This window comes from Gottfriedia sp. ABJ_BB2_2 (assembly GCF_055484705.1).
In genome coordinates this window covers 138,643-151,066 of record NZ_JBVFKR010000003.1, presented here as the reverse complement: position 1 = coordinate 151,066, position 12,424 = coordinate 138,643, and the positions used below count along the sequence as shown (strand labels likewise).

General features: G+C 32.8%; 16 protein-coding genes. 4 read left to right on the top strand and 12 right to left on the bottom strand.

Annotation, left to right across the window (positions count from 1 at the left end):
• Positions 1–36: 36 nt before the first annotated feature.
• Together ACX6U0_RS09470 and ACX6U0_RS09465 are read right to left on the bottom strand one after the other, a co-directional pair.
• The gene (locus tag ACX6U0_RS09470; protein WP_464959707.1) at positions 37–939 is read right to left on the bottom strand and encodes a DMT family transporter; all 903 of its coding nucleotides are present in this window, start codon (positions 937–939) and stop codon (positions 37–39) included.
• A gap of 591 nt (positions 940–1,530) precedes the next feature.
• On the bottom strand, positions 1,531–1,842 hold the full coding sequence (locus tag ACX6U0_RS09465) for a hypothetical protein (protein WP_464959706.1): 312 nt from the start codon (positions 1,840–1,842) through the stop codon (positions 1,531–1,533).
• A gap of 390 nt (positions 1,843–2,232) precedes the next feature.
• On the opposite strand from ACX6U0_RS09465, the gene mraY reads away from it, so the two are divergent.
• Together mraY and ACX6U0_RS09455 are read left to right on the top strand one after the other, a co-directional pair.
• Positions 2,233–3,189 (top strand): phospho-N-acetylmuramoyl-pentapeptide-transferase, encoded by a 957-nt coding sequence (gene mraY / locus ACX6U0_RS09460; protein WP_464959705.1) that lies wholly within the window; start codon positions 2,233–2,235, stop codon positions 3,187–3,189.
• A gap of 277 nt (positions 3,190–3,466) precedes the next feature.
• Complete coding sequence (locus ACX6U0_RS09455; RefSeq protein WP_464959704.1) at positions 3,467–4,015, top strand: helicase; 549 nt, start codon at positions 3,467–3,469, stop codon at positions 4,013–4,015.
• A 63-nt stretch (positions 4,016–4,078) separates the two neighbouring features.
• On the opposite strand, the gene ACX6U0_RS09450 is transcribed toward ACX6U0_RS09455, so the two are convergent.
• Both ACX6U0_RS09450 and ACX6U0_RS09445 read right to left on the bottom strand, forming a co-directional pair.
• The gene (locus tag ACX6U0_RS09450; protein WP_464959703.1) at positions 4,079–4,438 is read right to left on the bottom strand and encodes a hypothetical protein; all 360 of its coding nucleotides are present in this window, start codon (positions 4,436–4,438) and stop codon (positions 4,079–4,081) included.
• A gap of 204 nt (positions 4,439–4,642) precedes the next feature.
• Positions 4,643–4,936, bottom strand: coding sequence for a hypothetical protein (locus tag ACX6U0_RS09445; RefSeq protein WP_464959702.1), 294 nt, complete (start codon positions 4,934–4,936; stop codon positions 4,643–4,645).
• Positions 4,937–5,125: 189 nt separating this feature from the next.
• Here ACX6U0_RS09445 and ACX6U0_RS09440 point away from each other — a divergent pair, with 189 nt between their 5' ends.
• The gene (locus ACX6U0_RS09440; protein ID WP_464959701.1) at positions 5,126–5,284 is read left to right on the top strand and encodes a hypothetical protein; all 159 of its coding nucleotides are present in this window, start codon (positions 5,126–5,128) and stop codon (positions 5,282–5,284) included.
• A 34-nt stretch (positions 5,285–5,318) separates the two neighbouring features.
• Here ACX6U0_RS09440 and ACX6U0_RS09435 read toward each other — a convergent pair whose 3' ends face one another.
• The 7 genes from ACX6U0_RS09435 to ACX6U0_RS09405 all read right to left on the bottom strand — a co-directional run bounded on the left by ACX6U0_RS09435 (position 5,319) and on the right by ACX6U0_RS09405 (position 10,290).
• Positions 5,319–5,948, bottom strand: coding sequence for a class I SAM-dependent methyltransferase (locus ACX6U0_RS09435; RefSeq protein WP_464959700.1), 630 nt, complete (start codon positions 5,946–5,948; stop codon positions 5,319–5,321).
• Positions 5,949–6,154: 206 nt separating this feature from the next.
• A complete protein-coding gene (locus ACX6U0_RS09430) occupies positions 6,155–6,526 on the bottom strand; it encodes a VOC family protein (RefSeq protein WP_464959699.1) in 372 nt (123 codons plus the stop codon).
• A gap of 154 nt (positions 6,527–6,680) precedes the next feature.
• Complete coding sequence (locus tag ACX6U0_RS09425) at positions 6,681–7,667, bottom strand: cation diffusion facilitator family transporter (RefSeq protein ID WP_464959698.1); 987 nt, start codon at positions 7,665–7,667, stop codon at positions 6,681–6,683.
• Between the two features lie 372 nt (positions 7,668–8,039).
• Positions 8,040–8,267, bottom strand: a complete 228-nt coding sequence (locus ACX6U0_RS09420) for a hypothetical protein (protein ID WP_464959697.1) — start codon at positions 8,265–8,267, stop codon at positions 8,040–8,042.
• Positions 8,267–8,587, bottom strand: coding sequence for a YbjQ family protein (locus tag ACX6U0_RS09415; protein ID WP_430509689.1), 321 nt, complete (start codon positions 8,585–8,587; stop codon positions 8,267–8,269). Before ACX6U0_RS09415 ends, ACX6U0_RS09420 begins: the two co-directional genes overlap by 1 nt.
• Positions 8,588–8,616: 29 nt before the next feature.
• Entirely contained in the window at positions 8,617–9,003 is a 387-nt protein-coding gene (locus ACX6U0_RS09410; RefSeq protein WP_464959696.1) for a hypothetical protein, read from the bottom strand.
• A 360-nt stretch (positions 9,004–9,363) separates the two neighbouring features.
• Positions 9,364–10,290 (bottom strand): DUF2716 domain-containing protein, encoded by a 927-nt coding sequence (locus ACX6U0_RS09405; protein WP_464959695.1) that lies wholly within the window; start codon positions 10,288–10,290, stop codon positions 9,364–9,366.
• Between the two features lie 263 nt (positions 10,291–10,553).
• Here ACX6U0_RS09405 and ACX6U0_RS09400 point away from each other — a divergent pair, with 263 nt between their 5' ends.
• Positions 10,554–11,450, top strand: coding sequence for a PhzF family phenazine biosynthesis protein (locus tag ACX6U0_RS09400; RefSeq protein ID WP_464959694.1), 897 nt, complete (start codon positions 10,554–10,556; stop codon positions 11,448–11,450).
• A 41-nt stretch (positions 11,451–11,491) separates the two neighbouring features.
• Here ACX6U0_RS09400 and ACX6U0_RS09395 read toward each other — a convergent pair whose 3' ends face one another.
• Complete coding sequence (locus tag ACX6U0_RS09395; protein WP_464959693.1) at positions 11,492–12,358, bottom strand: LysR family transcriptional regulator; 867 nt, start codon at positions 12,356–12,358, stop codon at positions 11,492–11,494.
• Positions 12,359–12,424 lie beyond the last annotated feature (66 nt).

Below are 12,424 nucleotides of genomic sequence, written 5' to 3'. Positions count from 1 at the left end.
GCTACCGATCATTAAATTAATTCTTATTCATGGCTACTAATTCTGTTTAATCTCGCTTTTATGTGGAGTTACTTGTTCCTTTGCAAATTTACGAGCTGCTAACACGCATAATACTACGACGATATTCACGGCCACTAGTAACCATCCAACTTTCTCGTGCAAAATTAATGAGGCAAGCAATAGTCCAAAAAAAGGTTGGAGAAGCTGCAACTGTCCAACCGCCGCTATGCCGCCCTGCGCCAGACCTCGATACCAGAACACAAAGCCAATGAGCATGCTGAATAAGGATACATAAGCAAGACTGAAAATAGCAGGACGGCCAATGTCCTCCCACGAGCTTGGATTTAAGTAGAATGAAAGTGGAAGCATAAGTGGAAGAGACAGAACGAGAGCCCAAGAGATCACCTGCCAGTTCCCTAGACGACGTGATAGTCGAGCACCTTCTGCGTAACCGAGGCCACATACGATGATAGAAGCCAGCATAAAGGCATCACCGATTGGTGATGATTCTCCTCCGTGGATTAGGGCAAATCCTGTCACCAAGATACTACCAATAGCTGAAAAAATCCAAAAAGCTGGTCTGTGGCGTTCACCACCTCGAATTACACCAAAAATTGCCGTCGAGAGTGGAAGTAACCCAATGAAGACAATAGCATGTGCCGACGTAACATACTGAAGCGCCAAGGCTGTCAGTAGCGGGAAACCAATCACAACCCCGAATGCCACTACCAATAATGGAACAATGTCGCTTTTGACAGGTCGTTTCACCTTGAAGATTAAAAGGAGAGCTCCTGCCAATAAACCAGCTATCCCAGCACGGCAGACTGTTAAAAACAACGGATCAAATTCAGCCACAGCCAGGCGCGTTGCAGGTAGCGAACCACTAAAGATGAGTACTCCTATGAATCCATTAATCCAGCCTTTAGTTACTTTATTCATAACAATCACTCCAAATCATGTCTAGTCAAACCCCTTTAAGAGATACACACGACTATAACTGAATCTAATATATAAGTACTCAGTTTTGACATATTAAAAGTACTTACATTGAGAAAATAATCGAAATTGAAAATTCCTACTCATATTCCACAACCTTCAATTTCCATAATATGATAATTCTTGAACTTACATGATTTTCCTTTAAAGTGTCACGGTTGAAATTAGTTTCAATTATTATTTATTTAATTAAATTGCTACAGCACAAAAATGAAGCATATTAACAATATCCTTTTTAAAAGGGTCCCATTTTGTTCATCATACGAACTAAACTATTCAAATAAAAAAGACTCACAGAAAATCCTGTGAGTCTCTTTTTTACTTAGTACACGGTTACTATTGTGCTTCCGCTTCTATTTTTTGCAGAATCGATCGCATAAACGGATAACTTAGTGCCTTTTCTTTGTTTTACGATTGAAATTCCTTTTCCTTGCCCGCTCATTTTTGAACTTTTTATGAGCTTAATTGCGATAGTAAAAATAAGAGTTGGTCGCTCTGGTCTTTATTTCAAAAAGTAATTAGTTTTAAACATCGTTAATTCATAAACTGCTCTTGAAGTAGATTTGTTGTTTTGGTATCAAGTTGGTAAACGTTCCCCTTGTACAAATAGATACTTTGCTTGTAATTTACTTGAAACTCCTCTTTCTTACCATCTTCGTTAATAATTGTTAGTGTTATATTAGGTGTTTGGATTGATTCGTTTTTTGATATTTTTGTCTCGAACCCTTTTTTAATAGATTTAATTAAATTATGATCGTTTTCTACTGAATAAATAATAGTATTAACGGAAGTAACGCCTACAATTGCGACAGTTTGACTAATTTTACTCTCAGTCTTTGTTTTCATTGAACAACCAAATAAAAGAATTGTGCAAGCCAGTACCATTAACTTTTTTTTTCATACTATGCCTCCTAAAGTTTTAATCCCTTTGAGTATGTAGAATTAAATAGTCACCAGTTTTTTAAATCAATAAACGAAACTTTAATATTAATAGTGTAATACTATTAAAATTTTTCGTAAATGGGGGGAATCTGCAATCCGCTTGAATTAAGTACTTAAGCTTTAAAAAAAGAACTCCATTTTTCAAGTTCTTTTTTTATCGAAGGTATTACTCGAGTAAAAATTACGGGAATAGAAAATTAAATTATTAAAATATCTGATTCTATGAAATAGAGGAAATAAATGTTTTTTTTAGAACTTATTATAGATAGATAAGTGAAAAGGAGTAATTGAAAAGTGATTAATCAAATAACCCCAGCGTTAATTTCTTTTGTAGTTGTTGCAATCTTATCTCCTCTATTAATTGCTGTTTTGAGAAAACTTAAGCTCATTCAACCGATAAGAAAAGAACTTCCTTCCGAGCATCAGTTAAAAAAAGGCACTCCGTTAATGTTTGGAATTATTCTGTTTGTAGGAATCATAGTATCAATTCTTTTTTCTCCTACCCCATTAATGTATTTCTTATCAATTACCTACATTCTTTTTAGTTTTGTTGGTTTTTTGGACGATTTTTGGAAAGCTTCTCGCAAAGATCCAGGAGGGGTATCAAGTAAGACCAAACTTATTTTTCAATTTATTTTTACAAGTACCTTGCTTTTTTACGTGATTAACGAATTAGGCGTAGACACCAACATTAATATTTATAAGAATATTTCATTCGAGCTTCCGATGGTGTTATTTGTTATTATCGTCACATTATTTATCGTTGGTTCGGCAAATGCAATTAATTTCACGGATGGATTAGATGGTCTTTTAGGAGTTGTTGCAATCCCTACATACTTTTTCTTTTTTATGGTTTCAGACAGATCAGAGGTGCAAATTTTTTGTTTAATAATGATTGGATGTTTACTTGGCTTTCTCATTTATAATATATATCCTGCCAAAGCTTTTATGGGGGATACGGGCTCATTAGCTATAGGGGGGTCACTATCATTTCTTGCTGTTCTTGAGAAAGTTGAAATTTTAATTCCCATTTTGTTCTTTATATATTTTACTGAAATACTTTCAGTTATTTTACAGGTCTGGTATTTTAAACGTACTCGTAAGCGTATTTTCAGAATGACACCCATTCACTATCACTTTGGCTTAAAATATGGGTGGTCCGAAAATACAATTGTCACGTTTTTTGGATTCATTTCTTGGTTTTGTGTTTTTATCTGTTTAGCTTATTGGAGATTCCTTCTAAATCCATAAATAAAGTTATGATCATTCCAATGAATATTAGAGGTAACCAGGCAATGCACAATGCAGAAAAAACATACCAAGGCCGAAAATCTGCCACCGCATAAATTGCTCCACTAATCAATAACCCGATCATTAAATAAACGGAGATGATTTCCATATTGTCATCGAACCCCTTTTTAATATTATAAAAAGATACACTTTATGGGGTTACTGTTATATGGCATAATTTGAAATATTTTTTTGTTAAAACGAGGAACTTCACAAAAATAGATAGGAGTGAATTCAAATGGGTATTGAAAATGAGGATAATATTTATCCAAACTGTCAAATTATTACTAGAATTGTAGAGGTTGGCGGACATACAAAATCTCAGCTTATAATGAAGCTACAGGAATATTCTATCTTGATGAATGAGTATGGTGAAAAGTTATTAGCAGATGATAGATTTACGACTTCTGACACAAAGTACCGTCTTCAAACTGTTGAACTAACCGTTGGTGACCTCGGCTTTTTGGAAGGAGCTACTACTGCTCAAATTTTTAATAGAGCAAGCGAACTTGGTTTAAAATTGTGTCCACTTGAGCTGGGACCTTACTTAAGACTTGTTTATCTTAATCAACCAAAAAGTTCAGGGAAAACTATACAAAGTCAGCAGGCTCCATCCGGATCAATCACTATCGCATCCGAAATCCTTACTGAAGATGATGAATTTCCTAAAGGCTTTTATCTTAGACGAATAAACGATGAGCTTTGGCTACGCGGATACCGTGCTGATCACCTGCACGTTTGGAATCCTGGTGATCACTTTATCTTTTGTCAAACAAACCTGAGGTGAGTAATTATTAGATCGATACTACATTAAATAGAAAAAAGACTGCCGATTGCAGTCCTCGGAAGATTATATCTTTCTACTAAATGATGTACTTAAATTCTTTAAAGTATATACTCTTGCTGTAAAAATATATAGTTCATCGTAGTTACGATCTATAAATTCACTAATAATATTGATTCCTTTTACAAAATTGTCTACTAATAAAAAACTGTATTTTTCATCCCAAGTAAATCGATTAATTCTAATCAATTCATCCGCTAGTACTTGAAATTTATATTCCTTAATTAGAAGTTTTATTTGAAATATTTTATCAGTATTTTTAATATAGTTGTTGTTTTTACTATTTTCATGACTTTTATGAATAAATTTAATAAAGCCATTTATACTTTCAGCTAACATATTTGCTTTTTGCATTTCAAATTTCATTTCCCCATCCCCTAAAGTAAAAAAATAATACAGTATTAAGAATAGTGTATGTTTTGAAAAGCTATCATAATACAAACAATTCAATTAATCTTGTATCTTACTTCGTTTATTTTGATGGTTTTAACACTAATTTAATAGGTAGTTTTGGTGTTATCGATTAAACTAAGTTACGCTAAAACGGAATCTTCCACTCAAGTATAGGGGTTAGAATTTATCAATTGAGTTAGATTCACTTTTAGAACGAAAATAAATAGTTAAAGAAGTTATTAATATCGATGCTAACCCTACTACACCATATATGATTCCAGCTAATGTTACAGCCATTCCTTCAAACCCTTTAATCCTACCAAATCCTGAAAAAAACATAATTGTACCTATAACTAAGAATGAAAATGAGATAAACAGAGCAATCATTTTTTTATTTTTAACAAGCGCCAGAAGAAATAAAAACATTAAGACAAGTAAAATAACAAATTGATAATCCGTTAGAGTAAACAAGTCCTTTTTCCTCCCTGTAGTTAGTTCCCACTAATTGAATGATATTGCATCATCTCTAATATTTTTCCAATTATAAAAACGTTTAGTATTCATGCTGATGTCATTCAACTAATACATATTAACCTCCGCATATACCAAGTCATTTTGTAAATAATATAATTGCACCGATTAAAATTAAGGAGGTCTTTTATGCCACAGAATCAAAAAGGTAAAGAAAATTTAGGATCGATGATGACACCAAAAGTTGCGGGCACTGACCCACAAAAAGTAAAACAAGAAATTCAGAACGACGTTAGCCAAGGTCAAGGAGCAATGACTTCTCGAGAGGCAGGAGCAATGCGCGATTAAAAAACCACTTTATGTGGTTTTTTCTTTTTCGCTTTTAAATTACTTTTTGACATTTTACCATTAAAAATTTAAAAGGAGGTTTATTTTCCATATTCTTATGCGGCTCAACAATTTCCGAAAACTCTTTAAGTCCATAACTTTCAAATTCTTGCTTGATCGAGTCAGCATCATAAAAAAACATTTTCATTCCTTCCATGATTTCGAAATAATCTTCATCCAGTTTCTTGCCTTTTCCAAACATTGGAGCATCTTTTGATATAGTAGTAAAAATCATAAATCCATTTGGCTTTAACTGATTATAGCAATCTTTAATGAACTTTTCTCTCTCCTGTTTATTCAGTAAGTGTATTAGTGCATAACAAAATATACCATCATAAAGCTTGTCATCAAAAGGCATATCAGTAACTGAACCATGAAAAATGTTAATATCAAGCCCATTATCTCTAGCTATATCAATAGCTGTTTTTGAAATCTCAATCCCTGTAACATTTATTCCATTATCTATAAAAACCTTAGCGTTTCTACCATATCCAAAACCAGGTACTAAAATATCTTTAACCTTCTTCTCTAGAAAAAAGTCCTTTGTTAGAATTGCTGAGTCTGAAGGTTCAAATCCCCACATCATTTGATTTTCAATAAAACTTGCTTCCCAGATTTCTGTCATTCTTTATCTCCTTTTTATTTTAAGTTTTACATTCTCTAATTTCTAATTTAATTACAATTGTGTATTAGATTATAACAAAACATTATCCTATTAGCTCTTATATTACCTTTTCTAATTAAATTACTGGGAATAGTTAAATAGGAGCCGATTTCTCTCGGCTCCCCTGTTCAATAACTTGGAAAATTAATTTAAAATTAATCCACTATTCACCTATGTTGATCTACAAGAATCGGATTACCATCTGGATCTTCAATTATGAAGCTTGCTGGTCCTTCACTTGTTTCATCTGCTTCGGACTGAAATTTAATTCCTGTTTCTTTAAGCTGCTTTTGAAGGTCTCGAATATCAGTAAACGCATCAAGATTTTTTCCGTTTTCATTCCATCCTGGATTAAACGTTAGAATGTTCTTTTCAAACATTCCTTGGAATAAACCAATTATGCAATTTTCATTTTTCAAAATAAGCCAATTTTGGGTAATATCACCACCCAGAACTTGAAATCCTAGATTTTCATAAAATGCTTTTGATTTGTTAATATCTTTTACAGTTAAACTGACAGAGAATGCACCTAGTTTCATACTACCTCCTAATATTTATGTATTTAGAAATTCTTGCATTTGATTTAATAATCAATAAATATTTCTCTTTAATTGCCTGAAATACCTTTTATTCATAGATTACTTCAAGAATGTTCACTTTAGCGAACAGTTTATGTAAGTAGGCTATCAAAATCTACTTTTTTTCGATTAACTCTTTCTCATTTTTATCTTCAGCCCATTTTTGAATTCCATCGTCTTCGTCCAATTCGATGATTACATCCGTTACGCCCTTTTGATTCATAATTTTTTCTTCTAATCGATCTTTTATATCATCAGCCTCAGCTACTGTTAAGCTAGGATCAAGTTCAATTTCTAATTCAACATGTAAATCCTCGCCTTCTTTCAAAACAGTAAGAGTTTGGATATCTTTTACATCTGGATCACTCATTACCATCTCACCAATTTTGTTTTCCATTTCTTCGTCAGCTTCTCCAATAACTCCGGCAGCATTATCAAGAAAAACTTTTCCAACAACTGTGAACATCATGATTCCGATGATAACAGAAGCAATTCCTTCAGCTTCATGAAATGGTGAATAATGAGCAACTATTACAGCAATCATGGCTAATAAGCCCCCAAGAGTAGCAACAGCATCCTCTAAGAAAACTAATCTTGTAGCTGGTTTTGCTTTTCCTAAATTGGAAATTGCTTGTGTTACCACTCCAAAACCACTTGAGTTTATTCCCAGTTCATGACTAATTTCTTTCATTGCTTTATAAAGTACAAATGATTCAAGCAATACAGAAATTCCTAAAATAACTAGGCTAACAATAAACCCCGATGGGTGAGTAGGTTTAATAATATGATGAATCCCTTCAACGATTGTTTCATATGCCATAATTCCTACTATTAAGACAGCACCTAACAAAACTAAATTAACAAGTCTACCAAATCCATTCGGAAAACGATCCGTTGGAGACTTTTTACTTAATGCAGATCCAGTAAATACAAAAAGTTGATTGGCAGTATCGGCAGCACTATGCATCATCTCAGCAAATAAAGCAACACTACCTGTCATTGCAAAACCAATCCCTTTTAAAATAGCTATGACAGTATTAACAATAGCTGCCAATAACGCCGATTTATTTCCTTTTTTTAATAGTTGTATAAATTCCCTCATGCAAGATCCTCTTTTCAAATTTTCTATTTATTTATTTATTTATTTATTTATTTATTTTTTATTTAAAAATGTTCTATCAATAAAGGTGTATTATGGAACTTAATATTTACCTATTTCACTATCTTTTCCATAAAATTAATAAAAATAAGCAGCCATAGGCTACTGTCAAATCAATAACGCATATTTTGAATAGGAAGATTTAGAAATCTCATTTTACAAAAATAAATTTAGACTCCTAATATATTTAACACATTTCAAATATAACATAATTTTCCAAATGAGTTTATTAATTATACTAGTTTTAAAACAAAAAGACTGCCAAAGCAGTCAAATGGTGTTCTACGATATGATAATTTTTCCATGCTACTTCGCTTATTTCTCTTTTTTATAAAAACGTTCACCTGTATTGGGATTATAATATACCCTTGTTTTCTCACCCGATACAGGGTCGATATTTATTTCTTCCGTATATTGAAAACCATGGGGAATTTTTGTCCCATGATTATGTTTAAAACGTTTGTCATAGATAAAATATCCAAGCAATATGCAAACGATAATGATGACAACTTGTAAGACATAATAACCTATGACCAGTTCCATTATATTTTCTCCACTACGACAGCTGTTCCATAAGCTACAATTTCACTCATATTTGTACCAATTTCTCCAGAGTCATATCGCATCATGATAATTGCATTTGCGCCCATTTCATTCGCATTTTTAATCATACGATCCAAGGCTTCTTTTCTCGAATCTTCAAGCATAGCAGTATATTGTTTGATTTCTCCGCCTACTAACGATTTTAGCCCTGCCATAATATCCCCACCGAGTCCTCTACTTCTAACAATTAAACCAAAGGCAGGTCCTTTTACTTCAACTACTTTGTAGCCTTCTATTTTTTCTGTGGTTACTACCAACATATGAATCTCCTCCTATTGTTGCATATTATTTATAGGCCCTCTATTTTTAATAATTCCTCAAGTTCCTGTGCATCTACACCATCAAGAGTGCCATATTTATGATTATGAATATCGACTAAAATTACCTGACTGTCCTCAAACCAAACTTTATAATTATTTATTAATTCAGCCTGACCTACTTTCTCGTGCTTAATCGTATAGTCTTCTTCACGATCTGGCCATATAACATTCGGTAGATTAGCCTCATTCAATAATTTTTCTAATCTATTAAACTCGTTCTCGTTCTTAATTTCTTTTGATGCTTCATTTTGAGATTCATCGAATACCCTAAAACTTTCTTTATTTTGATTTATTGAGCAAGCAGAAAGAGAAACAATTAGAAACAGGTATGAGATGCCTTTAATGACTTTTGTCATCCTATTACATCCTTACTATCTAGATGAAATAAATGCATACTCTGTTTCAATTCTTCATCTCAATTTATTTCTCCTTTTTTATCAATCTATTAAATTCATTTTGCTTAAGATTTTTCTTCTTAACTTTATTCTCAATCAGATCCCAAATTAACCTTATGAGAATAAAATAGGTCCGGCAAAGATCCCGATTTTATAGTCATGCATGATCATCCAACCGCCCACTCCCATTATAAGGATAAAAAGAATGTTATTTCTTAATAATCTTGGTGACATTATTTTTAATTCTACCTTTCTGTAGCCGAACTTGTTTTTTTTATATGATCCCAAAGCCATTATTTGAGTTTTAAATATAGTGTTTAATTAATAGCTTTGTCTTAAAATTTTATTGAAATTTTCGGGTCTTTCATCATTAATCTTTGAAACTAGTTCACCAAATACAGTAATTGATCGTTCCCATGGGTGAGCAAGAAAACCCCAGCTAAAATTCTCATTTACAATAAAATAATAATCTCCATCGGGGTACAGACAAATAGGTAATTCATTTAAAACTTCTAATTCTAGTAACTGATTCCCCTTATAACATGTATGCTTCCACTCTAAAGCATAAACATTTTCTCCTTCAGTTGTACTGTTTTGAAGGGCTTTTAGTATAAGCTCTTCATCTTCGTCAGACCACCATTCATCTGATATATCAAAAGTAATAAATGGAGATGGAACTTGAAATGATGGAAAGTTAGTAGTACTTGGTTTGAACTTCAATTTTTCTTTAAAGTTATTCCAAACCAACTTATACTCTGCCTCGTCTAATGCTATCCATTTAGGAACATCTGCTATTATTCCATTTCCTGGTAGGCATTCAACTAACCACTCATTTCCACTATATCCTCCACCGTCTCCGGCTAACCAAGAAATACGTGTTTCATGGTATCCATTAACAAATAGGATTTTACCTGATTCAAAAGTTATTATAAGATGAGGAGAGTTTTCACCTAATCTTATATCAACTATTTCTTCTCTTCTTAAATCAAAAAGTAATTTAAATTGTTCATCTTCTGATAAACTCTCAATTTCTTCTTCAGAATTTGGTAATACAGTAGTATTAGGATGATAGATTCCCCATTTTGACTTGATATCAATCCAAAACATATCTGGCACATGAGTGTTGTAGTGCTTAAAATAAATAAATGTATTAGTAGGAGCTAAACCAAATTTTATTCCATCTAATTGGCTTCCAATAAACATTATTCTTAATGCGTTGATAGCAAACTTTTTTTCTTCATAATCCATAAATAACCTCTTCTTATTATTACTTTCAAACTTATTGTTATCAATTAATTAAATATTTCTTCTCAATTATCCACTATTCCTGTTCAACTATCTACCACATACCTAAATAAAAAGAGAGACTTTCTCCTACTCATCAAATAACGCTCCCCCTTCCATCAATAAATCAGTTTTTCTAATCCAATACATAAGAAAGATTCATTTTACTAATAGTACCTCCAGTCATATGATAGAACTATCAAAGGAGTTTGAAAGGGGATATTCAAATGAAGGAAATTCGTGTTTATCATGTGGATGCATTTACATCAGAGAAGTTTGGTGGGAATACTGCTGGGGTGATTTTAGATGCTGAAAAACTAACAGAGTCTGAAATGCAAAATATCGCGAAAGAATTAAATTTACCAGAATCAGTTTTTTTATTACCATCAACGGATGAAGCTGCTGATTATAAAGTGAGATATTTTACTCCTGCTGAGGAAATTAATTTTTGTGGTCATGCGACAGTAGGATTAACTTGGTTACTTGCAACAGAAATGGGCTTAGCAGATGAGAAAGATGGTATCGTTTTAGAAACAAATGTAGGTCATATCCCTGTTATATGGCATTTAGAAAACGGAAAAATAAAGACTGTTGAAATGACACAAGTTGCCCCTAAAACAAAAGGATTTGAGATACAACTTGATGCGCTTAGTTCTCTCATCGGAGTGAAAGAAGAGAGTATTGACGTAAACCTTCCGATTAAATTAGCAAGTACAGGTAACTGGCATTTGCTTGTTCCGATGAAAAATAAAGAGGATATTGATGCTGCAGATCCAGATTTTTCTTCTCTAGCCAAACATAATAAGGAATATCAGATCAGTACGACTCATCTTTATACATTTAATACAAATAATGAATATGATATATACACGAGAGATTTCGCACCAGGTATAGGGATTAATGAGGATCCTGTAACTGGAGCAGCAAATGGTGCATTAGCAGGCTTTCTCTTTTTAGAAGGGATTATCTCAAAAAATGAAACAACAAACTTGAAGGTTGCCCAGGGACATGCGATTGGCAGACCAGGAACTTTATACATTACTGTTATCCCTGAGAATGATACTGCAAAAATTAAAGTCGCAGGGAAAGCAACGATTACAATTAGAGGCATTTTAACGCTATAAAAAAAAGCAGCTTGAATTAAATCCATTTTTTAGTTTTCAATTCAAGCTGTTATATTTTTCTTTATAATTTCAATAAATTTCTTAACGGATGGTGAGGCTTGCTTCATTGATTTTATCACTAATCCAATTTCACGATACACTTCTTGATCAAGTGGAATCACTTTTGTATTTGAGAAATGCTTCGGACATACCAACTCTGGTAGAATCGTCAAACCGATTTCTTCTTCTACCATCGAGATGATTGTTTGGTTATCTTCAATTTCAAATACAATATTTGGTACGATGTGATGCTCTTTAAATAATCCTTTTACTAAAATCTCGCAGCCTGATTTAGGCATTATAAAAGATTCATTTTGTAATGTAGCTACGTTCAATTTTTCTAAAGTACTTAAATGATGATGATCATGAAGAAATACAAATAATTGATCTTTTCGTAATGGAATTGTTTCAAAATCCTGAATTGGTAAGGGTAAAAAACCAAGATCAATTGTTCCTTGTGTCAACCATTTTTTTATATGTCCGTAATCACCTTCGAACAGTTCTATCTTAATGCCTTCGTAAATTTTCTGAAAATCTTTTATCACACCAGGAAGAAACTTCGACGAAAAACTTGGGAAGCTTCCGATTTTAATAGTTCCTATTTCAATACCTTGTATGAGTGCTGCTTCTTGTTCTAATCGTTTGGCAGTTTGAATGATTTCACGAATATAAGGAATCAATCTTTCACCTGCATCTGATAAGGATATTCCATTGCGGTTTCGATGAAGAAGTACAACACCTAATTCTGTTTCAAGTGTCAAAATGTTATGACTCACACCTGATTGAGTAAGGCCTAACTTTTCGCCTGCTTTCGTAAAACTCCCAGTTTCAACAACCTCTAAAAACACTTCATATTGAAAAGTACTCAACGCCGAATGCCTCCTTTCGCTTTTCACTTATCGACATTTAAATCATCGCATTGATTCATAATCCTT